Source organism: Pseudomonas sp. Yb2C2 (genome assembly GCF_052112325.1).
Lineage (GTDB): Bacteria > Pseudomonadota > Gammaproteobacteria > Pseudomonadales > Pseudomonadaceae > Aquipseudomonas > Aquipseudomonas marginalis.
Map to the genome: position 1 here is coordinate 1 of NZ_JAVAJK010000007.1, position 21,161 is coordinate 21,161.

Consider the following 21,161-nt stretch of genomic DNA (forward strand, 5'->3'; position numbering starts at 1 on the left):
AGCATTGGAACCACCTGATCCCATCCCGAACTCAGCAGTGAAACGATGCATCGCCGATGGTAGTGTGGGGTTTCCCCATGTGAGAGTAGGTCATCGTCAAGATTAAATTCCGAAACCCCATTTGCGAAAGCAGATGGGGTTTTGTTTTGGGCGGTCGAAAAGTGCGAAGAGGCGCCTCGGGAGGGGCTTCAGTGCTAAAGTCCATGCCCATTAAAGGAAACAGGATCTCCGCTCGAAGCGCTAGCAGTACTTTGGGTGGGTCCAGGGTTAACCAAGGGTCGTTTTAGCGTCCTCGCAAAGGCCTGTGAGTGGGCCTGCTGGACTTTATGATGATATGAAGGGGAGTCGCGCTATCTCGCTCTCTGGGAGCTGTCGCGGCCTCAGGGCGCTTTTCTGCAGACGAAAAAAAAGACCTTGAAATTCAAGGTCTTTCTTTAAGATGGTGCCCCGAGGGAGACTCGAACTCCCACTCCTTTCGAAAACGGATTTTGAATCCGCCGCGTCTACCAATTCCGCCATCAGGGCTCAATGGCGGCGAAGTATAGAGATGAGATTACCGTTGGTCAATCACGTTTCATGGTCTATTTTCACTATTTCCGCTAGACTTCCCGGCCCTGCTAGACGAACCCCATCATGCGCGTTGCTGACTTTACTTTTGAACTCCCGGATTCGCTGATTGCTCGCCACCCTTTGGCCGAGCGTCGCGCCAGTCGACTGCTGACCCTGGACGGGGCCAGCGGCACCCTCGCACACCGTCAATTCACTGATTTGCTTGAGCATTTGCGTCCGGGCGATCTGATGGTGTTCAACAATACCCGGGTCATCCCGGCACGGCTGTTTGGCCAGAAAGCATCCGGCGGCAAGTTGGAAATTCTGGTGGAACGGGTGTTGGACAGCCATCGTGTGCTGGCCCATGTACGCTCCAGCAAGTCGCCGAAACCGGGTTCGAGCATCCTCGTCGAGGGTGGCGGTGAAGCCGAGATGGTAGCGCGTCATGATGCGCTGTTCGAACTCCGGTTCACCGAAGAGGTTTTGCCGTTGCTGGAGCGCGTCGGTCATATGCCATTGCCTCCTTATATCGACCGCCCCGACGAAGACTCGGACCGTGAGCGCTATCAAACGGTCTATTCCCAGCGCCTCGGTGCCGTGGCCGCGCCGACTGCCGGGCTGCATTTTGATCAACTGCTGCTGGATGCGATTGCCGCCAAGGGCGTCGAGACCGCCTATGTGACCCTGCACGTGGGGGCCGGCACGTTTCAGCCGGTGCGTGTGGATAACATCGAAGACCACCATATGCATAGCGAATGGCTGGAAGTCAGCCAGGACGTCGTGGACGCAGTTAGCGCCTGCAAGGCGCGCGGCGGGCGGGTGGTTGCGGTGGGCACCACCAGCGTGCGCTCCCTTGAGAGCGCGGCGCGTGATGGCGTGCTCAAACCGTTCAGTGGCGACACCGATATCTTTATTTACCCAGGCCGGCCGTTCCATGTGGTCGACTGCCTGGTGACCAACTTCCATTTGCCGGAATCCACGCTATTGATGCTGGTGTCGGCCTTCGCGGGTTATCCCGAAACAATGGCGGCGTACAAAGCAGCCATCGACAATGGATACCGTTTTTTCAGCTACGGTGATGCGATGTTTATCACCCGTAATCCGGCGCCGCGCGGCCCAGAGGAACAACTATGAGTCGTATGTCGTTTGAATTGCTCGCCACCGACGGCAAAGCCCGTCGCGGTCGCCTGACGTTTCCGCGCGGTACGGTAGAGACCCCGGCATTCATGCCCGTGGGCACCTACGGCACCGTTAAAGGCATGCTGCCGCGTGACATCGTCGCCACCGGCGCCGAGATCATCCTCGGCAACACCTTCCACCTGTGGCTGCGTCCAGGCACTGAAGTGATCAAGAAGCATGGCGACCTGCATGACTTCATGAAGTGGCAAGGCCCGATCCTCACGGACTCGGGTGGTTTCCAGGTGTTCAGCCTGGGCGCCATGCGCAAGATCAAGGAGGAGGGCGTGACCTTCGCCTCGCCGGTGGACGGTTCCAAGGTATTCATGGGCCCGGAAGAGTCCATGCAGGTGCAACGCGACCTGGGCTCGGACATCGTGATGATTTTCGACGAGTGCACACCGTACCCGGCTGATGAGGACGTCGCGCGGATTTCCATGGAGCTGTCCCTGCGTTGGGCCCAGCGTTCGAAGAATGCCCATGGCGACAACACCGCGGCGCTGTTTGGCATTGTCCAGGGCGGCATGCATGAAAGCCTGCGCAAACGCTCGCTGGAAGGCCTCGACAAGATCGGTTTTGACGGCCTGGCCATCGGCGGTTTGTCGGTGGGCGAACCCAAGCACGAGATGATCAAGGTACTGGACTACCTGCCAGGCCTGATGCCCGCTGACAAACCTCGTTACCTTATGGGCGTTGGCAAACCCGAAGATCTCGTAGAGGGTGTGCGCCGCGGTGTGGACATGTTCGATTGCGTGATGCCAACCCGTAATGCCCGCAATGGGCATCTGTTCATCGATACAGGCGTGCTCAAGATCCGTAACGCGTTCCATCGCCATGATGATTCGCCGCTGGATCCCACCTGTGATTGCTACACCTGCCAGAACTTCTCCCGTGCTTATCTGCACCATCTGGACAAATGCGGGGAAATGCTGGGTAGCATGTTGAATACCATCCACAATTTGCGTCACTACCAAGTCCTGATGGCTGGTTTGCGCGAGGCTATTCAACAGGGTACATTGGCCGCCTTCGTCGATGCCTTCTATGCCAAGCGCGGGCTCCCTGTGCCGCCCTTGGACTGAGTTTTCCGACCCTAAGATTCACTATTTGCAACTGGAGTGCTAAATGAGCTTTTTTATCTCTAACGCCATGGCTGACGCCGCTGCGCCTGCTGCTGCCGGCCCTATGGGCGGTGGTTTCGAGTGGATTTTCCTGGTCGGCTTCCTGGTCATCTTCTACCTGATGATCTGGCGTCCACAGGCCAAGCGTGCCAAAGAGCAGAAGAACCTGCTGGGCAGCCTGCAGAAAGGCGACGAAGTCGTGACCACCGGCGGCATCGCGGGCAAGATCACCAAGGTTTCCGATGCTTTCGTGGTTCTGGAAGTGTCCGACACCGTGGAAATGAAGTTCCAGAAGGGCGCCATCGCCGCCACGCTGCCAAAAGGCACGCTCAAAGCGATCTAAGTTCCAACCTTTACCAATCGACGGGGCGCGCAAGGCGCCCCGCGTTATAAGCGGGCGGCGTGATGCTGAACAAATACCCTCTGTGGAAATACGTACTGATCCTGGCGGTGCTGGCGATCGGTTTTATTTATTCCGCTCCCAATCTTTACCCTGATGACCCGGCGATCCAGATCACTGGCGCCAGCACTTCGCTGCAGGTCAACCAGGCTGACCTGGAGCGCGCGAGCAAGGCGCTGGCCGACGCGGGTATCCAGGTTAAAGCGGCAACATTGGCAGCTGGTGCGAAGGGCGGGTTGTTGCGCCTGACCAAGCAAGAAGACCAATTGCCGGCAAAAGATGTCGTACGCAAGGCCATGGGTGACGATTACGTTGTTGCCCTGAACCTGGCACAGACCACGCCACAGTGGTTGCGCAGCATTGGCGCGCACCCGATGAAGCTGGGTCTGGACTTGTCCGGTGGTGTGCACTTCCTGCTGGAAGTCGACATGGACAAAGCCCTCGACGCACGCCTGAAGGTCTATGAAGGCGACGTGAAGAGCCTGCTGCGTAAAGAGAAGCTGCGTTATCGCAGCCTGCCGCAGCTCAACGGTGCCATCCAGCTGGGCTTCTCTGACGAGGCCTCCCGTGAACAGGCCCGTGCGCTGATCCGCAAGAACTTCAACGATTTCGACATCGTACCGGCCGACCTGAATGGTCAGGCAGTACTGCGTCTGGCGATGAGCCCGGCCAAAATCGCGGAAATCCGCGAATACTCCATCAAGCAGAACTTGACCACGGTACGTAACCGCGTCAACGAGCTGGGTGTGGCCGAGCCGATTGTTCAGCGTCAGGGCGCCAACCGCATCGTGGTTGAGCTGCCGGGCGTGCAGGACACCGCTGAAGCCAAGCGTATCCTGGGTAAAACCGCCAACCTGGAGTTCCGTCTTGCGGCTGAGCCGGGTGCTTCCCGTGCAACTTCCGAAGAGTTCGAGTTCCGTGAAGGCAACCGTCCTCCGGCGCTGATCGAGCGTGGCTTGATCATCACCGGTGACCAGGTGACCGACGCCAAGGCCGGTTTCGGCGAGCACGGTACCCCTGAAGTGAACATCCGCCTGGATGGTCACGGCGGCGAACTGATGAGCCGCGCCACGCGCAGCAACGTTGGTCGCAGCATGGCGGTGATCTTCATCGAGCAGCGCCCGGTGACCACCTACACCAAGCAAATGGTCAACGGCGTCGAGAAAGACGTACCGGTGCAGACCTTCAAGGAAGAGAAGAAGATCATCAGCCTGGCGACCATCCAGTCGCCGCTGGGTGCTCAATTCCGCATCACCGGCCTGAACGGCCAGGGCGAATCCTCGGAGCTGGCCCTGTTGCTGCGTGCCGGTGGCCTGGCTGCGCCGATGTACTTCGCTGAAGAGCGTACCATCGGCCCGAGCCTGGGTGCCGACAACATCACCAAGGGTATCGACGCGGCCTTGTGGGGCATGCTGTTCGTGTCGCTGTTCATCATCGCCATCTACCGCTTCTTCGGCATCATTGCCACCGTGGCCCTGGCGGGCAACATGGTGATGCTGCTGGCCCTGATGTCGCTGCTGGGCGCTACGCTGACCTTGCCAGGTATCGCCGGTATCGTACTCACCATGGGTATGGCGGTAGACGCCAACGTGCTGATCTTCTCGCGGATTCGTGAAGAGATCGCCGCCGGCATGACCGTACAGCGTGCAATCAACGAAGGCTTCGGCCGGGCATTTACCGCGATTCTCGACTCCAACCTGACCACATTGCTGGTTGGCGGGATTCTCTTTGCCATGGGCACCGGCCCGGTCAAAGGTTTTGCGGTAACCATGTCCCTCGGTATCTTTACCTCGATGTTCACGGCCATCATGGTGACCCGCGCAATGGTCAACCTGATCTTTGGCGGGCGTGACTTCAAGAAGTTGTGGATTTAAGGGGCTGCCATGTTACGTACAATCAACTTCATGGGCGTTCGCAACATTGCGTTCGGCGTCACCTTGCTCCTTACCGTTCTGGCGTTGTTCAGCTGGTTCCATAAGGGCCTGAACTACGGTCTGGACTTCACCGGCGGTACGCTCATCGAGCTGACCTACGAGAAGCCCGCCGACGTCACCCTGGTACGCAGTGAACTGGTCAAGGCCGGCTATCACGAAGCCATCGTGCAGAGCTTCGGTGCGACCACCGACCTGCTGGTGCGCATGCCTGGCGAAGACCCGCAACTGGGTCACCAGGTAGCCGAAGCCTTGCAGAAGGTGGGTGGTGACAACCCTGCGTCGGTCAAGCGCGTCGAGTTCGTGGGCCCGCAAGTGGGTGAAGAGCTGCGCGACCAGGGCGGCCTCGGCATGCTGATGGCGCTGGTCGGTATCATGATCTACCTGGCTTTCCGCTTTCAGTGGAAGTTCGGTGTCGGCGCCATTGTGTCGCTGATCCACGACGTGATCGTGACCGTGGGTATCCTGGCGTACTTCCAGATCACCTTCGACCTGACCGTGTTGGCGGCCGTGCTGGCGATCATTGGTTACTCCCTCAATGACACCATCGTGGTATTCGACCGGGTTCGCGAGAACTTCCGCGTACTGCGCAAGGCGTCGCTGATCGAGAACATCAACATCTCCACCACCCAGACCCTGCTGCGGACCATGGCGACGTCGATCTCCACCTTGCTGGCGATCGCGGCGCTGATGATCTTCGGTGGCGACAACCTGTGGGGCTTCTCCCTGGCGCTGTTCATCGGCGTCCTGGCAGGCACCTACTCGTCGATCTACATCGCCAACGTGGTGCTGATCTGGCTGAACCTCAACAGCGAAGACCTGATCCCTCCTGCCGCCACTGGCAAAGAGGTCGACGATCGTCCTTGATTGGCGCTTGTTGATCTGCTGTTACAAAAAAGGCACGAGTATTGAACTCGTGCCTTTTTTTTTGCTCCAAGGCTGGGTATAGCGCGGATCTTTCGGTCCGTTTGTGATGGTCAGGAGGTTCAACGTGAACAAGTCGTTACTGGTTGGTGCGGTATTGGGTGCTGTCGGTGTAACTGCCGGGGGTGCTGTTGCCACCTACAGCCTGGTAAAAAGCGGCCCTGAGTATGCGCAAGTGCTGGCGGTGCAGCCGGTGAAAACCCAGATTAAAACACCTCGCGAAGTCTGCAAGGACGTCGCAGTGACCCGGCAGAAGCCGGTGCAGGATCAACATCAGATCGTCGGTACGGTGGTTGGTGCGCTGGCCGGTGGCCTGTTGGGTAACCAGGTCGGTGGCGGTAACGGCAAGAAGCTGGCCACTGTGGCCGGTGCGGTCGGTGGTGGTTACGCCGGTAACAAGGTTCAGGAAGGCATGCAGAACCGCGATACTTATACCACCACCCAGACTCGCTGTAACACCGTCAACGACATCAGTGACAAGGTCGTTGGCTATGACGTGCGTTACACCTTGGATGGCAAGGAAGGTTCGGTGCGCATGGATCGTGATCCGGGCGGCCAGATTCCAGTCGACAAGGAAGGGCGTCTCGTCCTGGGCCAGAACCAGCAGTAAGTCTTCTCTTGTATTTGATTTGTGGTGGTGTTGGTATTTAAGCTCACACCAAGCAAATCCCAGGCATAAAAAAAGCACCCCACAGGGTGCTTTTTTTTGCTCGCTCGCTTAGCGCTTCAGCGAAGCCGGCAGGTGCGGCTGGATCGCCGTCAGTACTGCCTTGAAGCATTTGGTGTTGCCGGCAACGACGTGGCCTTTTTCCAGGAAGTCATGACCGCCGGTGAAGTCGCTCACCAGGCCGCCGGCCTCTTGGATCAGCAGGGCGCCTGCAGCCATGTCCCACTCGGACAGGCCCGACTCCCAGAACGCATCAAAACGACCGGCAGCCACATAGGCCAGGTCCAGGCTGGCCGCGCCAGCGCGACGGATGCCGGCAGTCTGGCCAACCAGGGCGCGAAACATGCCCAGGTAGTTCTCCAGGTTGTCCATCTGGTCGTCACGGAACGGGAAGCCGGTACCCAGCAGGGCGCCATCCAGGCTGGTGCGACCGCTGACGCGCAGGCGACGACCGTTCAGTTGGGCACCACGGCCACGGCTGGCGGTGAATTCTTCCTGGCGAACAGGATCGAGTACTACAGCGTGTTCCAGGCGGCCACGGTATTTGCAGGCAATGCTGACGGCAAAGTGCGGGATGCCGCGCAGGAAGTTGGTGGTGCCATCCAGTGGGTCGATGATCCACAGGTAGTCTTCGCCTTCGCCGCTGCCTTTGTGCAGGCCGGTTTCCTCGCCGAGGATGCCGTGGGTAGGGTAGGCCTTGCGCAGCGCGTCGATGATCTTCTGTTCAGCGGCGCGATCCACCTCGGACACATAATCCTTGGCGTCTTTTTCGTCGACCTTGATGGTATCCAGGCGCTCGATGGAGCGGAAGATCAATTCACTGGCGCTGCGGGCGGCGCGCAGCGCGATATTCAGCATGGGCTGCATGGATGTGTCACCTAAGGTTGTTAAAGAAAGCCGAGCATTCTAGCAGAAACTTTCTTCAGGTGAAGGACGACGTTAGCTTTCATGGCATAACCTTAGGCTGTTCTGTAAGATTTGCTCCCCTTTCCCGTGTCCGAGAGCGCCTACCTTGCTGCAAAACATTCGTGTCGTCTTGGTCAATACCAGTCATCCCGGCAATATCGGCGGGGTGGCGCGAGCCATGAAAAACATGGGGCTGACGCGCCTGGTGCTGGTCGAACCGCGCGTGTTCCCGCACCACGAGGCCGATGCCCGCGCATCCGGCGCCAATGACATCCTGGAAAAAGCCCAGGTGGTCGCCACTCTGGAAGACGCCTTGGTCGGCTGCAACCTGGTGCTTGGCACCAGCGCCCGTGACCGCCGCATCCCCTGGCCGCTGCTGGATCCGCGTGAGTGCGGTACCACGGTAGTGGAAGAGGCGGCCGGCGGTGCTGAAATCGCCCTGGTATTCGGCCGTGAAGACTCCGGCCTCACCAATGAAGAGCTGCAACGATGTCATTATCACGTGCACATTCCATCAGACCCTGGGTTCAGTTCGCTGAACCTCGGGGCAGCGGTGCAGGTGTTGAGTTACGAAGTGCGCATGGCCTGGCTGGCCGCTGAAGGGCAGCCGAGCAAGGTAGAGAAGGATGAAGTGGCGTCGACCAAGAGTGGCGAACTGGCCACCATGGACGAGCTGGAGCGGTTCTATGAGCACCTGGAGCAAACCCTGGTGGCCATCGAATTCCTCGATCCGGAAAAACCTCGGCACTTGATGGCGCGCCTGCGCCGCCTGTACGGGCGCAGCTCGGTCAGTCGAGCGGAAATGAATATATTGCGTGGCATCCTCACGGAAACCCAGAAAGCGGCCCGTGGCGAGCTTCTTAAGCGGAAGGATTAAAAATGTTCGAGCGTTTGCGAGAAGATATCCAGAGTGTTTTCCATCGTGACCCGGCGGCGCGCAACGCCTTTGAGGTGCTGACCTGCTACCCGGGCATGCACGCGATCTGGATCCATCGCCTGTCCGGCGCCTTGTGGGATATGGGCTGGAAATGGTTGGCGCGGCTGGTGTCGAACTTCGGCCGCTGGTTGACCGGGATCGAGATTCACCCAGGTGCCAAGGTGGGACGTCGCTTCTTTATCGATCACGGTATGGGCATCGTCATTGGCGAGACTGCCGAGATTGGTGACGACGTGACCCTCTACCAGGGCGTGACATTGGGCGGCACCAGCTGGAACAAGGGTAAGCGCCACCCGACGCTGGAGGATGGTGTGGTGGTGGGTGCGGGCGCCAAGGTGCTTGGTCCGTTCACCGTAGGCGCTGGCGCCAAAGTCGGCTCCAACGCCGTGGTGACCAAGGCCGTGCCGGCCGGCGCCACTGTAGTGGGGATTCCGGGGCGGATCATCGTCAAGCCGGAAGTGGGCGATGAGCAGGAAGCCAAGCGCAAGGCCATGGCCGAAAAAATCGGTTTCGATGCCTACGGTGTCAGCGAAGACATGCCCGACCCTGTCGCGCGCGCCATCGGCCAGTTGCTTGACCACCTGCAAGCGGTGGACGGCAAGCTGGACGGTATGTGCGGCGCGCTGAAGGAATTGGGCAGCAGCTACTGTGCGAAAGACCTGCCTGAGCTGCGCGAAGAGGACTTCGCCGAGATCAAGAGTGAGCCCGCCACCAAAGCTGGCTGAGATCTCACATTTGCTGCTAGGCCCATGTGGGAGGGGGCGCCCCCGATGGCCATCTGTCAGTCACCCAATATATTGACTGATCCACCGCTATCGGGGTGTAGAACCCTCCCACATGTGATCTCCATTGGTCTCGATATCGAGCCGTCGCCGCGCTGCCGCTGTTCGTCCTCGCCCCGTCCTGCTATGATTCGCGCGCCCTTTTTACGGGTAATCCTGACTAAAGTACTAGGTCTTATAGTTGACTTAAATACTCGGGAATCGCATACTTGCTCCCATTCTGAAACACCTTGGTACTTGTCCATGAGACTGACTACAAAAGGCCGATACGCGGTGACCGCCATGCTTGATTTGGCCTTGCACGCGCAAACTGGGCCGGTGTCCCTGGCCGATATCTCCGAGCGCCAAGGCATTTCCCTGTCCTACCTTGAGCAGCTGTTCGCCAAGTTGCGCCGTAGCAATCTGGTCTCCAGTGTGCGTGGGCCGGGCGGCGGCTATCAGCTGTCCCGCGACATGCAGGGCATCCAGGTGGCCCAGGTGATCGACGCGGTCAACGAATCCGTCGACGCGACCAAGTGCCAGGGCCTGGGTGACTGCCACGCCGGCGACACCTGCCTGACGCACCACTTGTGGTGTGACTTGAGCCTGCAGATCCATGAGTTTTTGAGTGGTATCAGCTTGGCTGATCTTGTGACTCGCCGTGAGGTGCAAGAAGTAGCCCAGCGTCAGGACCAGCGCCGTTGCAATACCAAGGCGCCGCGTCTGGACAAGATCGAAGCGTCCGCCGTCGAGTGACAGCCGAAGAGCTAACGGCACGCCAGCCAGCCTGATTTAGGAGAAAGTCCATGAAATTGCCGATTTACCTTGATTACTCAGCGACCACCCCGGTTGATCCGCGTGTCGCGCAAAAGATGAGCGAGTGCCTGCTGGTCGACGGAAACTTCGGCAACCCGGCCTCCCGTTCCCACGTTTTCGGCTGGAAAGCCGAGGAAGCGGTCGAGAACGCTCGTCGCCAGGTTGCCGACCTGGTTGGCGCAGATCCGCGTGAAATCGTCTGGACCTCCGGTGCCACCGAGTCCGACAACCTGGCTATCAAGGGCGCGGCGCATTTCTACGCGACCAAAGGCAAGCACCTGATCACCACCAAGATTGAGCACAAGGCTGTCCTCGACACCATGCGCCAACTGGAGCGTGAAGGTTTCGAGGTCACTTACCTTGAGCCAACCACCGACGGTATCGTCACCCAGGCCATGATCGAAGCCGCGCTGCGTGAAGACACCATCCTGGTTTCCGTGATCCACGTGAATAACGAAATCGGTACCATCAACGACATCGCGGCCATCGGCGAGCTGACTCGCTCCAAAGGCATCCTGCTGCACGTCGACGCTGCTCAGTCCACCGGCAAGGTCGATATCGACCTGTCCAAGCTGAAAGTCGACCTGATGTCGTTCTCGGCCCACAAGACCTATGGCCCCAAAGGCATCGGCGCACTGTACGTGAGCCGCAAGCCACGCGTGCGCATCGAAGCCACCATGCACGGCGGCGGTCACGAGCGCGGCATGCGTTCGGGCACCCTGGCGACCCACCAGATCGTCGGCATGGGCGAAGCCTTCCGCGTAGCCAAGGAAGACATGGCTGCCGAAAACGTACGTATCAAGGCCCTGAGCGATCGCTTCTACAAGCAGGTCGAGAATCTTGAAGAGCTGTACATCAACGGCAGCATGACTGCCCGTGTACCGCATAACCTGAATTTGAGCTTCAACTATGTCGAAGGCGAGTCGCTGATCATGGCGCTCAAGGACCTGGCGGTTTCGTCCGGCTCGGCCTGTACCTCGGCTTCGCTTGAGCCTTCGTACGTACTGCGCGCCCTGGGCCGCAACGACGAACTGGCACACAGCTCGATCCGCTTTACGTTCGGCCGCTTCACCACCGAAGAGCAAGTCGACTACGCCGCGCAGAAGGTTTGCGAAGCCGTCAACAAGCTGCGCGTCCTGTCGCCGCTGTGGGACATGTACAAAGACGGTGTCGATATTTCCAAGATCGAGTGGGCGGCACACTAACTATAGAAGCCGCCACCCAAGCTCTGTAGGAACGTGGCGGAAAACGCAGGCGTTTCTACAGGGTTCCAGAGCGGCCCTGATGAGTGAGGATTCAGTACCATGGCTTACAGCGAAAAGGTCATCGACCACTACGAAAACCCGCGCAACGTCGGCAAGATGGACGCGGAAGACCCTGATGTCGGCACCGGCATGGTCGGCGCTCCGGCGTGCGGCGATGTGATGCGCCTGCAGATCAAGGTCAACGACGCTGGCGTTATCGAAGACGCCAAGTTCAAGACTTACGGTTGCGGTTCGGCCATCGCCTCCAGCTCCCTGGCGACCGAATGGATGAAAGGCAAGACCCTGGATGAGGCTGTGACTATCAGCAATACCCAGCTGGCCGAAGAACTGGCCCTGCCGCCAGTGAAAATCCACTGCTCCGTGCTCGCAGAAGACGCCATCAAGGCGGCCGTTCGCGACTACAAGCAGAAGAAAGGCTTGATCTAAGCATTTGGCGACGAGTAAGGAGTCAACGATGGCTATCAGCATGACAGAAGCGGCTGCGCGGCACGTGCGACGCTCCCTGGATGGGCGCGGTAAAGGTGAGGGGATTCGTCTGGGTGTTCGCACCACGGGCTGCTCCGGCCTTGCCTATGTGCTGGAGTTCGTCGACGAGGTGGTTGATGAGGACCAGGTGTTCGAAAGTCACGGCGAGAAAGTGATCATCGACCCTAAAAGCCTGACTTACCTGGACGGCACCGAACTCGATTTCGTCAAGGAAGGGTTGAACGAAGGCTTCAAGTTCAACAACCCCAACGTGCGCGGTGAATGTGGCTGCGGCGAAAGCTTCAACATCTGAGGCTATTCGTGGGTACTCCTTGTCATTTCGCTTTATTCGAGCTGCAGCCGAGTTTTCGGCTGGACCTCGAGCAGCTTGCCACGCGCTACCGAGAATTGGCGCGTGGGGTGCATCCGGACCGCTTCGCTGACGCTTCCGAGCGTGAGCAGCGCTTGGCGCTGGAGCAATCGGCCAGCCTCAACGAAGCCTATCAGACGCTCAAAAGCCCACCGAAGCGCGCGCGTTACCTGCTCGCGATGAACGGTGGCGAGTTGCCCCTGGAAGTGACCGTGCACGACCCGGACTTCCTGATGCAGCAGATGCAGTGGCGTGAAGAGCTCGAAGACCTGCAGGACGAAGCCGATGTGGCGGGTGTCGCGGTCTTCAAGCGTCGTCTGAAAGTTGCCCAGGATGAGCTCAACGAAAGCTTCGCAGCCTGTTGGGACGATGCAGCGCAACGTGAACAGGCCGAGCGCCTGATGCGGCGCATGCAGTTCCTCGACAAGCTCACCTACGAAGTGCGCCAGCTGGAAGAGCGCCTCGACGATTAACCCAGTGTGCTGCCCGTGATGCGCGCCTGATAGACAGATAAGACCTGATTACCATGGCTCTACTGCAAATCGCCGAACCCGGCCAAAGCCCTCAACCGCACCAGCGTCGCCTGGCGGTGGGGATTGACCTGGGTACCACCAATTCCCTGGTTGCTGCCTTGCGCAGCGGCCTGTCCGAGCCGCTGCCCGACGCTGACGGCCAGGTGATCCTGCCGTCCGCCGTGCGCTATCACGCTGACCGCACCGAAGTCGGTGAGTCGGCCAAGTTGGCGGCGTCTACCGATCCTTTGAACACCGTGCTGTCGGTCAAGCGCTTGATGGGTCGTGGCCTGTCCGACGTCAAGCAATTGGGCGACCAGCTGCCGTACCGCTTTGTCGGTGGTGAATCCCATATGCCGTTCATCGACACGGTCCAGGGCCCGAAAAGCCCGGTGGAAGTGTCGGCGGATATCCTCAAGGTGCTGCGCCAGCGCGCGGAAACCACGCTGGGTGGCGAACTGGTCGGTGCGGTGATCACCGTCCCGGCGTATTTCGATGATGCCCAGCGCCAGGCCACAAAGGACGCGGCGAAACTCGCCGGCCTGAACGTGTTGCGCCTGCTCAACGAGCCGACTGCTGCGGCCGTGGCCTATGGCCTGGACCAGCATGCCGAAGGCATGGTCGCTATTTACGACCTGGGTGGTGGCACTTTTGATATTTCGATCCTGCGCCTGACTGGCGGCGTGTTCGAAGTACTGGCTACCGGTGGCGATACAGCGCTGGGTGGCGATGACTTCGACCACGCCATCGCGGGTTGGATCATCAGCAGCGCCGGCTTGTCCGCTGACCTGGATCCGGGCGAGCAGCGTAACTTGCTGCAAACGGCCTGTGCCGCCAAGGAGGCGCTGACTGACGCTGCTTCTGTTGACGTTTCCTACGGCAGTTGGTGCGCCAAGCTGACTCGCGAAGCCTTTGATTCGCTGATCGAACCGATGATCGCCCGCAGCCTGAAAGCCTGCCGTCGTGCCGTGCGTGACTCCGGTATCGAGTTGGAAGACGTCGGTGCCGTGGTCATGGTCGGCGGTTCAACCCGTGTGCCAAGGGTTCGCGAAGCCGTGGCCGAAGCCTTTGGTCGCCAGCCGCTGACGGAAATCGACCCGGACCAGGTGGTCGCCATCGGCGCCGCCATCCAGGCCGATACCCTGGCCGGCAATAAGCGCGATGGCGGCGAACTGCTGCTGCTTGACGTGATCCCGCTGTCCCTGGGGCTGGAGACCATGGGCGGGCTGATGGAGAAGGTGATTCCGCGGAACACCACCATCCCCGTCGCTCGCGCCCAGGACTTCACGACCTATAAAGATGGTCAGACGGCGATGATGATTCATGTGCTGCAAGGCGAGCGCGAGCTGATCAGTGACTGCCGCTCCCTGGCGCGCTTTAAATTGCGCGGCATCCCGGCCATGGTCGCGGGTGCGGCGAAGATTCGCGTGACCTTCCAGGTCGACGCCGACGGCCTGCTCAGCGTCGCCGCGCGCGAGCTGGCGTCCGGCGTGGAGGCCAGCATCCAGGTCAAGCCGTCCTACGGCCTGACTGACGGTGAAATCGCCAAGATGCTCAAGGATTCGTTCCAATACGCCGGTGACGACAAGGTCGCGCGTGTACTGCGCGAGCAACAAGTGGATGCCCAGCGCCTGCTTGAAGCGGTGCAGGGCGCCCTTGATGCCGACGGCGAGCGTTTGCTGGATGCCGAAGAGCGCATGGTCATCGACCTGCAGATGCAGGAGCTGGCCGAACTGATGAAAGGCAACGATGGTTACGCCATCGAGCAGCAGACCAAGCGCTTGTCGCAGGTCACTGACGCCTTTGCTGCCCGCCGCATGGATCAGACGGTAAAAGCCGCACTGGCCGGGCGCAACCTGAATGAAATCGAGGAATAATTAATGCCGCAGGTCATTTTTCTGCCACACGCCGAGCATTGCCCGGACGGTATGGTTGTTGAGGCTGAGACCGGCAAGTCCATCCTCGAAGTTGCCCATGACAACCACATCGAGATCGAAAGTGCCTGTGGTGGTGTGTGCGCCTGCACCACCTGCCACTGCATCATTCGCGAAGGCTTCAGTAGCCTGGAAGAGGCCGATGAGCTGGAAGAGGATTTTCTTGATCGCGCCTGGGGCCTGGAAGCCACTTCTCGCCTAAGCTGTCAGGCAAAGGTCGGGACTGAAGACATCACCGTCGAAATTCCGAAATATTCGCTCAACCATGCGGCCGAAGCGCCGCACTGATTCAAGGAAGTGTCATGAGTCTTAAATGGGTTGATGTGCAAGAGATCGCTATCCTGTTGGCCGACGGCAACCCGGATACGGATCCCTATTCCCTGAATTTTGTTGCTTTGCGTGACATGGTCATGGCCTTGCCAGGCTTTGATGATGAGCGCGATCGCGGTGGCGAAAAGGTCCTGGAAGCTATCCAGACTGCCTGGAAAGAAGAGCAGGACTGACGCCTCCCTTACGCAGTTAGGCAATACCCAAGAACCCGCGTATAATTCGCGGGTTTAATTTTTCGTAAATTACCGTTTCTGGAGTTACACCATGGCTGTTCAACGTACTTTCTCCATCATCAAGCCTGACGCTGTTGCAAAAAACGTCATCGGCGAGATCACCACTCGTTTCGAAAAAGCCGGCCTGAAGGTTGTAGCTTCGAAACTCAAGCAACTGTCCAAGGCTGAAGCTGAAGGCTTCTACGCTGAGCACAGCGCTCGTGGCTTCTTCGGCGACCTGGTTGCCTTCATGATCTCCGGTCCTGTTGTTGTTCAGGTTCTGGAAGGCGAAAACGCCATCGCTCTGAACCGTGAGCTGATGGGCGCTACCAACCCTAAAGAAGCCGCTGCCGGCACCATTCGTGCTGACTTCGCTGACTCCATCGACGCCAACGCTGTTCACGGTTCGGACTCCGAAGCCGCTGCTGCTCGCGAAATCTCGTACTTCTTCGCAGCTACCGAAGTAACCACTCGCTAAGCATCGGCTTAAAGAGTGAGGGTGAATCCATGACGACATCGACTGTAAAAACCAACCTGCTGGGTCTGACTCAACAGGAAATGGAAAAATTCTTCGACTCAATCGGGGAGAAGCGTTTCCGTGCCGGTCAGGTAATGAAATGGATTCACCACTTTGGCGTCGACGATTTCGACGCCATGACGAACGTCAGCAAGGCCCTGCGCGACAAGCTCAAGGCTATTGCTGAAGTACGTGGCCCCGAAGTGGTCAGCGAGGACATCTCCAGCGACGGCACCCGTAAGTGGGTGGTGCGCGTAGCGTCCGGCAGCTGCGTGGAGACCGTGTACATTCCCCAGGGCAAGCGCGGTACCTTGTGCGTTTCGTCCCAGGCAGGCTGTGCCCTGGACTGCAGTTTCTGCTCCACCGGCAAGCAAGGCTTCAATAGCAACCTCACTGCCGCCGAAGTGATCGGCCAGGTGTGGATTGCCAACAAATCCTTTGGCAGCGTCCCGGCGACCGTCGACCGTGCCATCACCAACGTGGTGATGATGGGCATGGGTGAGCCGCTGCTGAACTTCGACAACGTCATCGCAGCCATGCACCTGATGATGGACGACCTGGGCTACGGCATCTCCAAGCGCCGTGTGACCCTGTCGACCTCCGGCGTGGTCCCGATGATCGATGAGCTGGCCAAGCACATCGACGTCTCCCTGGCGTTGTCGCTGCACGCACCCAATGACGCATTGCGTAACCAATTGGTGCCGATCAACAAGAAGTATCCGCTTAAGATGCTGCTCGAATCCTGCCAGCGTTATATGGCGACCTTGGGCGAAAAACGTGTGCTGACCATTGAGTACACCATGCTCAAGGATGTTAACGACAAGGTCGAACACGCGGTCGAGATGATTGAACTGCTCAAGAACACCCCGTGCAAGATCAACCTGATTCCGTTTAACCCGTTTCCACATTCTGGTTACGAGCGGCCAAGCAACAACGCCATTCGCCGTTTCCAGGATCAACTGCACCAGGCCGGCTACAACGTCACCGTGCGCACCACCCGTGGTGAAGACATCGACGCCGCCTGTGGTCAATTGGTCGGGCAGGTGATGGACCGCACCCGCCGCAGCGAGCGCTATATCGCCGTGCGTGAATTGAACGCCGCCGACGATCTGCCGCAAATTGCTGTGAATCGAATCTGAGAGAGGATCTCTATGCCCTTGCGCCTTGCGCTGCTTTTGCTTGTTACCGGCCTCGCCGCCGGTTGTGTTTCATCGGGCCATGACAGCCCTTTGCAAACCGGCAAGGGCCGTGACGAGGCGCGGGTTGCCTATGTGCAACTGGGGTTGGGTTACCTGCGCCAAGGCATGAGCGAGCAGGCCAAGGTGCCGTTGAAAAAAGCCCTTGAACTGGACAGCGACGATGCCGACGCCAACGCTGCGCTGGCCCTGGTGTTCCAGGCCCAGGCCGAGCCTGAACTGGCTGACCGGTATTTCAACAAAGCCCTGGCCGCACGGCCTGCCGATCCGAAATTGCTGAACAATTACGGCAGTTTCCTGTTCAAGCAAAAGCGTTTTGGCCAGGCCGCCCTTTATTTCCAGCAAGCCAGTACCGATACCCTCTATCCTGGGCGCGCGCGGGTGTTCGAGAACCTTGGGGTGACCTCGATGCACCTCGGCCAGCGCGACAGCGCACGCCAGCAGCTGGAAAAAGCCCTGCACTTGAACGGCCATCAGCCACGAGCGTTGCTCGAAATGGCTGAGTTGTCCTACGAAGACAGGCATTATGTGCCGGCACGTGACTATTACGAGCGTTTTAGCCTGCTCAGCGGGCAAAATGCACGTAGTCTATTGCTCGGCGTGCGCCTGGCGACGGTTCATGAAGAACACGACACGGCCGCACGTTTTGGCCAGCAACTCGAACGACTCTATCCCGGTACGCCGGAATATCAGCAATACCTGTCGGAGCAATGATGAAAGCGGCGCACCCGGAAGTTGTAGCAGCTAATCGCGTAAACCCAGGCGACACTTTGCGTCAGGCCCGCGAAAGCAATGGTTGGTCGCTGGCGGAAGTGGCCCTCAAGCTCAATTTGACCACCACCTCCCTGGGCAACCTTGAGGCCGGCGCATTCGACAAGCTGCCTGGGCATACCTTCGCCCGTGGTTATATCCGCGCCTACGCCAAGTTGCTGGGCATCGACCAGGCCGTGTTGGTCCAGGAATTCGACCAGTTCACCGGCACCGACTCCCAGGGCAGCAATGTGCATGGCCTGGGTCGCATCGAAGAGCCGGTGCGGGTTTCCCACACAATCCTGCGGATTGTCAGCCTGTTGTTGCTGATCGCCGTGATCGGCGGCGGTTTCGTCTGGTGGCAAGACCAGACGTCCCAGCGCAGTAAAGACCTGACCAGCAACGCCATGGAGCACGTCGAAGTCGAGAGCGCCGACGGCACCACCCAGATTCATCCGCTGGATGAGCCGGAAGACCAGGCCGTTGCCCAAGGCCAGGCTGCCCCCGAAACCCCGGCCACCGCTGAGCCGTCCGAACCGGAAAGTGCCCCGACCGCTGCCGTACCGGCCCCAGTGACACCGGCCACGCCAGCCCATACCCCCGCGGCTCCGGTTGCCCAGGCTCATACACCGGCTGCTCCGGTCCCGGCGCCAGCGACTACGGCGCCAACCGCTCCGGCAGCCCCTGCGATTTCACCACCCACCACCCCTGCGTTGATCGCCGGTGACGGGCGTGTACAAATTACCTTCGTCGCTGACTGCTGGACGCAAGTCACCGATGGCAACGGCAAAGTGCTGGTCAGTGGTCTCAAGCGTAAGGGCGATACGCTCGACCTGGGCGGCAAGCCTCCTTTGACGCTGCGTCTGGGCTTCGCCCGTGGCGCGCAAGTGGCCTACAACGGCCAGCCTGTAGACGTAGCGCCGTTCACCACTGGCGAGACCGCTCGCCTGAAGTTGGGACAATAGTCATGCACGGCGAATCTCCAATCAAACGTCGCGTATCGCGCAAGATCTGGGTCGGCTCGGTGCCGGTGGGTGGCGACGCCCCCATCGCGGTACAGAGCATGACCAACAGCGACACCAATGACGTTGCCGCTACCGTTGCCCAGATCAATCGCCTGGAAGCGGCCGGTGTAGACATCGTTCGGGTATCCGTCCCGGACATGGACGCTGCCGAGGCTTTCGGTCGCATCAAGCAGCTAGTCAAGGTGCCGCTGGTTGCCGACATTCACTTCGACTACAAGATCGCCTTGCGTGTGGCCGAGTTGGGTGTCGATTGCCTGCGCATCAACCCGGGCAACATCGGTCGTGAAGACCGTGTGCGCGCTGTGGTGGACGCTGCCCGTGATCGCGGGATCCCGATCCGCATCGGCGTCAACGCCGGTTCCCTGGAAAAAGACCTGCAAAAGAAGTACGGCGAGCCGACCCCGGCAGCGCTGGTCGAGTCTGCACTGCGTCATGTTGAACACCTCGAACGCCTGAACTTCCAGGACTTCAAGGTCAGCGTAAAGGCCTCCGACGTGTTCATGGCGGTGGAAGCCTACCGCCTGCTGGCCAAGGAAATCGTGCAGCCGCTGCACTTGGGCATCACCGAAGCCGGCGGTTTGCGCTCAGGCACAGTGAAATCTGCGGTGGGTCTCGGTATGCTGCTCGCCGAAGGGATTGGCGATACTATCCGCATCTCGTTGGCGGCAGACCCGGTAGAGGAAGTGAAAGTCGGCTACGACATTCTCAAATCCCTGCGTTTGCGTTCACGCGGCATCAACTTCATTGCCTGCCCGAGTTGCTCGCGGCAGAACTTCGACGTGGTGAAAACCATGAACGACCTGGAGTTGCGCCTCGAAGACCTGCTGGTGCCGCTGGATGTTGCAGTGATCGGTTGTGTGGTCAACGGCCCGGGTGAAGCCAAGGAAGCCCATGTGGGCTTGACCGGCGGTACACCGAACCTGATTTACATCGACGGTAAGCCGTCGCAGAAGTTAACGAATGACAATCTGGTGGATGAGCTGGAAAAGCTGATCCGCGAGAAAGCGGCCGAAAAGGTCGCGGCTGACGCAGCGCTGATCGCTCGCGGCTGATTGAACGAATTTAAGGATTTGATGTGAGCAAGTCTCTGCAAGCCATTCGTGGCATGAACGACATCCTGCCGGAGCAAACGCCGTTGTGGCGCTACCTCGAGGGTACTGTCGCGCGCCTGCTGGATAACTACGGTTACAAGCAGATCCGCATGCCGATCGTCGAGTTCACCGAGCTGTTCAAACGCTCCATCGGTGAAGTGACCGACATCGTCGAAAAAGAGATGTACACCTTTGAAGACCGTAACGGCGACTCCCTGACCTTGCGTCCGGAAGGTACTGCCGCGTGCGTGCGCGCCGTGCTTGAGCATGGCCTCACCGGTGCTGGCCAGCCGCAGAAACTGTGGTACATCGGCCCGATGTTCCGTCACGAACGTCCACAGAAAGGCCGTTATCGCCAGTTTCATCAGATCGGCCTGGAAGTATTCAACATCGACGGCCCGGACATCGACGCGGAGCTGATCGTGCTGACGTGGCGCCTATGGGGCCTGCTGGGCATCCGCGACGCGGTCAAGCTTGAGCTCAACAGCCTGGGCACCAGTGAATCCCGCGGCCGCTATAAAGTGGCCCTGGTCGAGTACCTGTCCGCCCACCTGGACAAGTTGGATGAAGACAGCCAGCGTCGTCTGAAGACCAACCCGTTGCGCGTCCTCGATACCAAGAACGCCGACACCCAGGCCGTGCTGGTCAATGCGCCGAAAATGGCCGATTACCTGGACGACGAATCCCGCATTCACTTCGAAGGCCTCAAGGCTCGTCTGGACGCGGCCGGCATTCCGTTCGTGATCAATACCAAGCTGGTGCGTGGCCTCGATTACTACAGCAAGACCGTGTTCGAGTGGGTCACCGACAAGCTCGGCGCCCAGGGCACCGTGTGTGCGGGTGGCCGTTACGACGGGCTGGTCGAGCAGATGGGCGGCAAGCCGACCACCGGCGTGGGCTTCGCCATGGGGATCGAGCGGCTGATCCTGCTGCTGGAAACCCTGGAGAAGGTTCCGGAAGAAATCTCCCGTCAGGTGGACGTGTACCTGTGTGCCTTTGGCGAGGCCGCCGAACTGGCCGCCCTGGCCCTGAGCGAAAAAGTACGTGACCAGTTGCCAAACCTGCGCCTTCAGGTCAATGCCGGCGCAGGCAGCTTCAAGAGCCAGTTCAAGAAGGCCGACAAGAGCGGTGCACTGTACGCACTGATCCTGGGCGATGACGAGCTGGCCCAGCAAGTGATAGGTTTCAAACCCCTGCGTGGCCAGGGCGAGCAACAGAACATTGCCTTTGATGCGCTCGCTGCGCACTTGGCCACCTGCGTCGTGCAGGGTTGAAGCTGTCGAACAGCCGAATTTAGCGATTAAGGAGT

Annotated in this window: 23 protein-coding genes, 1 tRNA gene and 1 rRNA gene; 23 read left to right on the plus strand and 2 right to left on the minus strand. The window is 59.5% G+C overall.

The genetic code is table 11. From position 1 onward, the window contains the following. Nucleotides 1-102, plus strand: a 5S ribosomal RNA gene (rrf, locus tag Q8X51_RS11425); the annotation flags it as partial. 338 nt (nucleotides 103-440) lie between these two features. Here the strand turns inward: rrf and Q8X51_RS11430 are convergent. Next, nucleotides 441-525, minus strand: a tRNA-Leu gene (locus tag Q8X51_RS11430). A gap of 108 nt (nucleotides 526-633) precedes the next feature. On the opposite strand from Q8X51_RS11430, the gene queA reads away from it, so the two are divergent. The 6 genes from queA (at nucleotide 634) to Q8X51_RS11460 (ending at nucleotide 6,708) form a co-directional block, all read left to right on the plus strand. Next, nucleotides 634-1,683, plus strand: a complete 1,050-nt coding sequence (queA, locus tag Q8X51_RS11435) for a tRNA preQ1(34) S-adenosylmethionine ribosyltransferase-isomerase QueA (protein ID WP_315872528.1) — start codon at nucleotides 634-636, stop codon at nucleotides 1,681-1,683. A gap of 5 nt (nucleotides 1,684-1,688) precedes the next feature. Next, complete coding sequence (gene tgt / locus Q8X51_RS11440; protein WP_003175976.1) at nucleotides 1,689-2,804, plus strand: tRNA guanosine(34) transglycosylase Tgt; 1,116 nt, start codon at nucleotides 1,689-1,691, stop codon at nucleotides 2,802-2,804. Nucleotides 2,805-2,847: 43 nt separating this feature from the next. Further along, a complete protein-coding gene (gene yajC / locus Q8X51_RS11445) occupies nucleotides 2,848-3,186 on the plus strand; it encodes a preprotein translocase subunit YajC (protein ID WP_003175975.1) in 339 nt (112 codons plus the stop codon). Nucleotides 3,187-3,248: 62 nt separating this feature from the next. Then, nucleotides 3,249-5,117 carry a protein translocase subunit SecD gene (gene secD, locus Q8X51_RS11450; RefSeq protein WP_027605408.1) on the plus strand — a complete coding sequence of 623 codons (1,869 nt, stop codon included), beginning with the start codon at nucleotides 3,249-3,251 and terminating at the stop codon, nucleotides 5,115-5,117. A 9-nt stretch (nucleotides 5,118-5,126) separates the two neighbouring features. Beyond that, on the plus strand, nucleotides 5,127-6,041 hold the full coding sequence (secF, locus tag Q8X51_RS11455; RefSeq protein ID WP_065924872.1) for a protein translocase subunit SecF: 915 nt from the start codon (nucleotides 5,127-5,129) through the stop codon (nucleotides 6,039-6,041). A 124-nt stretch (nucleotides 6,042-6,165) separates the two neighbouring features. Next, entirely contained in the window at nucleotides 6,166-6,708 is a 543-nt protein-coding gene (locus tag Q8X51_RS11460; RefSeq protein ID WP_015885750.1) for a glycine zipper 2TM domain-containing protein, read from the plus strand. Nucleotides 6,709-6,816: 108 nt separating this feature from the next. Here Q8X51_RS11460 and suhB read toward each other — a convergent pair whose 3' ends face one another. After that, nucleotides 6,817-7,632, minus strand: coding sequence for a type III secretion system regulator SuhB (gene suhB, locus Q8X51_RS11465; RefSeq protein ID WP_003175971.1), 816 nt, complete (start codon nucleotides 7,630-7,632; stop codon nucleotides 6,817-6,819). A gap of 145 nt (nucleotides 7,633-7,777) precedes the next feature. Between suhB and trmJ the strand changes: the two genes are divergently transcribed. The 16 genes from trmJ to hisS all read left to right on the plus strand — a co-directional run bounded on the left by trmJ (nucleotide 7,778) and on the right by hisS (nucleotide 21,126). Next, nucleotides 7,778-8,548 carry a tRNA (cytosine(32)/uridine(32)-2'-O)-methyltransferase TrmJ gene (gene trmJ / locus Q8X51_RS11470; protein WP_407693864.1) on the plus strand — a complete coding sequence of 257 codons (771 nt, stop codon included), beginning with the start codon at nucleotides 7,778-7,780 and terminating at the stop codon, nucleotides 8,546-8,548. Nucleotides 8,549-8,550: 2 nt separating this feature from the next. After that, nucleotides 8,551-9,333, plus strand: a complete 783-nt coding sequence (cysE, locus tag Q8X51_RS11475; RefSeq protein ID WP_407693865.1) for a serine O-acetyltransferase — start codon at nucleotides 8,551-8,553, stop codon at nucleotides 9,331-9,333. A gap of 300 nt (nucleotides 9,334-9,633) precedes the next feature. Continuing rightward, nucleotides 9,634-10,125 carry a Fe-S cluster assembly transcriptional regulator IscR gene (iscR, locus tag Q8X51_RS11480; protein WP_003194020.1) on the plus strand — a complete coding sequence of 164 codons (492 nt, stop codon included), beginning with the start codon at nucleotides 9,634-9,636 and terminating at the stop codon, nucleotides 10,123-10,125. A gap of 50 nt (nucleotides 10,126-10,175) precedes the next feature. Continuing rightward, complete coding sequence (locus Q8X51_RS11485) at nucleotides 10,176-11,390, plus strand: IscS subfamily cysteine desulfurase (RefSeq protein WP_407693866.1); 1,215 nt, start codon at nucleotides 10,176-10,178, stop codon at nucleotides 11,388-11,390. Between the two features lie 99 nt (nucleotides 11,391-11,489). Beyond that, nucleotides 11,490-11,876: a Fe-S cluster assembly scaffold IscU gene (gene iscU, locus Q8X51_RS11490; protein WP_028617851.1), complete on the plus strand. Its 387-nt coding sequence runs from the start codon at nucleotides 11,490-11,492 to the stop codon at nucleotides 11,874-11,876. 28 nt (nucleotides 11,877-11,904) lie between these two features. Further along, entirely contained in the window at nucleotides 11,905-12,228 is a 324-nt protein-coding gene (gene iscA, locus Q8X51_RS11495; protein WP_024077295.1) for an iron-sulfur cluster assembly protein IscA, read from the plus strand. A gap of 8 nt (nucleotides 12,229-12,236) precedes the next feature. Further along, a complete protein-coding gene (gene hscB / locus Q8X51_RS11500; RefSeq protein ID WP_027605413.1) occupies nucleotides 12,237-12,758 on the plus strand; it encodes a co-chaperone HscB in 522 nt (173 codons plus the stop codon). A 53-nt stretch (nucleotides 12,759-12,811) separates the two neighbouring features. After that, a complete protein-coding gene (gene hscA, locus Q8X51_RS11505; RefSeq protein ID WP_407693867.1) occupies nucleotides 12,812-14,674 on the plus strand; it encodes a Fe-S protein assembly chaperone HscA in 1,863 nt (620 codons plus the stop codon). A 3-nt stretch (nucleotides 14,675-14,677) separates the two neighbouring features. Further along, complete coding sequence (fdx, locus tag Q8X51_RS11510) at nucleotides 14,678-15,019, plus strand: ISC system 2Fe-2S type ferredoxin (protein ID WP_065924869.1); 342 nt, start codon at nucleotides 14,678-14,680, stop codon at nucleotides 15,017-15,019. 14 nt (nucleotides 15,020-15,033) lie between these two features. Then, complete coding sequence (gene iscX / locus Q8X51_RS11515; protein WP_065924868.1) at nucleotides 15,034-15,234, plus strand: Fe-S cluster assembly protein IscX; 201 nt, start codon at nucleotides 15,034-15,036, stop codon at nucleotides 15,232-15,234. 91 nt (nucleotides 15,235-15,325) lie between these two features. Next, nucleotides 15,326-15,751, plus strand: coding sequence for a nucleoside-diphosphate kinase (ndk, locus tag Q8X51_RS11520; protein ID WP_017846179.1), 426 nt, complete (start codon nucleotides 15,326-15,328; stop codon nucleotides 15,749-15,751). A gap of 29 nt (nucleotides 15,752-15,780) precedes the next feature. Then, nucleotides 15,781-16,929, plus strand: a complete 1,149-nt coding sequence (rlmN, locus tag Q8X51_RS11525; RefSeq protein ID WP_027605416.1) for a 23S rRNA (adenine(2503)-C(2))-methyltransferase RlmN — start codon at nucleotides 15,781-15,783, stop codon at nucleotides 16,927-16,929. 12 nt (nucleotides 16,930-16,941) lie between these two features. Continuing rightward, nucleotides 16,942-17,700, plus strand: coding sequence for a type IV pilus biogenesis/stability protein PilW (pilW, locus tag Q8X51_RS11530; RefSeq protein WP_407693868.1), 759 nt, complete (start codon nucleotides 16,942-16,944; stop codon nucleotides 17,698-17,700). Further along, the gene (locus Q8X51_RS11535; RefSeq protein ID WP_065924866.1) at nucleotides 17,700-18,701 is read left to right on the plus strand and encodes a RodZ domain-containing protein; all 1,002 of its coding nucleotides are present in this window, start codon (nucleotides 17,700-17,702) and stop codon (nucleotides 18,699-18,701) included. The genes pilW and Q8X51_RS11535 overlap by 1 nt, the downstream gene beginning before the upstream one ends. Nucleotides 18,702-18,703: 2 nt before the next feature. Further along, nucleotides 18,704-19,813, plus strand: coding sequence for a flavodoxin-dependent (E)-4-hydroxy-3-methylbut-2-enyl-diphosphate synthase (gene ispG / locus Q8X51_RS11540; RefSeq protein ID WP_003175952.1), 1,110 nt, complete (start codon nucleotides 18,704-18,706; stop codon nucleotides 19,811-19,813). Nucleotides 19,814-19,836: 23 nt separating this feature from the next. After that, the gene (gene hisS, locus Q8X51_RS11545; RefSeq protein ID WP_065924865.1) at nucleotides 19,837-21,126 is read left to right on the plus strand and encodes a histidine--tRNA ligase; all 1,290 of its coding nucleotides are present in this window, start codon (nucleotides 19,837-19,839) and stop codon (nucleotides 21,124-21,126) included. Nucleotides 21,127-21,161 lie beyond the last annotated feature (35 nt).

What these genes read in the sequence shown, in the direction of transcription:
- queA (WP_315872528.1), top strand. Translation starts at nt 634, where the DNA reads ATGCGCGTTGCTGACTTTACTTTTGAACTCCCGGATTCGCTGATTGCT.
- tgt (WP_003175976.1), top strand. Translation starts at nt 1,689, where the DNA reads ATGTCGTTTGAATTGCTCGCCACCGACGGCAAAGCCCGTCGCGGTCGC.
- yajC (WP_003175975.1), top strand. Translation starts at nt 2,848, where the DNA reads ATGAGCTTTTTTATCTCTAACGCCATGGCTGACGCCGCTGCGCCTGCT.
- secD (WP_027605408.1), top strand. Translation starts at nt 3,249, where the DNA reads ATGCTGAACAAATACCCTCTGTGGAAATACGTACTGATCCTGGCGGTG.
- secF (WP_065924872.1), top strand. Translation starts at nt 5,127, where the DNA reads ATGTTACGTACAATCAACTTCATGGGCGTTCGCAACATTGCGTTCGGC.
- suhB (WP_003175971.1), bottom strand. Translation starts at nt 7,632, where the DNA reads ATGCAGCCCATGCTGAATATCGCGCTGCGCGCCGCCCGCAGCGCCAGT.
- cysE (WP_407693865.1), top strand. Translation starts at nt 8,551, where the DNA reads ATGTTCGAGCGTTTGCGAGAAGATATCCAGAGTGTTTTCCATCGTGAC.
- iscR (WP_003194020.1), top strand. Translation starts at nt 9,634, where the DNA reads ATGAGACTGACTACAAAAGGCCGATACGCGGTGACCGCCATGCTTGAT.
- Q8X51_RS11485 (WP_407693866.1), top strand. Translation starts at nt 10,176, where the DNA reads ATGAAATTGCCGATTTACCTTGATTACTCAGCGACCACCCCGGTTGAT.
- iscU (WP_028617851.1), top strand. Translation starts at nt 11,490, where the DNA reads ATGGCTTACAGCGAAAAGGTCATCGACCACTACGAAAACCCGCGCAAC.
- iscA (WP_024077295.1), top strand. Translation starts at nt 11,905, where the DNA reads ATGGCTATCAGCATGACAGAAGCGGCTGCGCGGCACGTGCGACGCTCC.
- hscA (WP_407693867.1), top strand. Translation starts at nt 12,812, where the DNA reads ATGGCTCTACTGCAAATCGCCGAACCCGGCCAAAGCCCTCAACCGCAC.
- fdx (WP_065924869.1), top strand. Translation starts at nt 14,678, where the DNA reads ATGCCGCAGGTCATTTTTCTGCCACACGCCGAGCATTGCCCGGACGGT.
- iscX (WP_065924868.1), top strand. Translation starts at nt 15,034, where the DNA reads ATGAGTCTTAAATGGGTTGATGTGCAAGAGATCGCTATCCTGTTGGCC.
- ndk (WP_017846179.1), top strand. Translation starts at nt 15,326, where the DNA reads ATGGCTGTTCAACGTACTTTCTCCATCATCAAGCCTGACGCTGTTGCA.
- rlmN (WP_027605416.1), top strand. Translation starts at nt 15,781, where the DNA reads ATGACGACATCGACTGTAAAAACCAACCTGCTGGGTCTGACTCAACAG.
- pilW (WP_407693868.1), top strand. Translation starts at nt 16,942, where the DNA reads ATGCCCTTGCGCCTTGCGCTGCTTTTGCTTGTTACCGGCCTCGCCGCC.
- Q8X51_RS11535 (WP_065924866.1), top strand. Translation starts at nt 17,700, where the DNA reads ATGAAAGCGGCGCACCCGGAAGTTGTAGCAGCTAATCGCGTAAACCCA.
- ispG (WP_003175952.1), top strand. Translation starts at nt 18,704, where the DNA reads ATGCACGGCGAATCTCCAATCAAACGTCGCGTATCGCGCAAGATCTGG.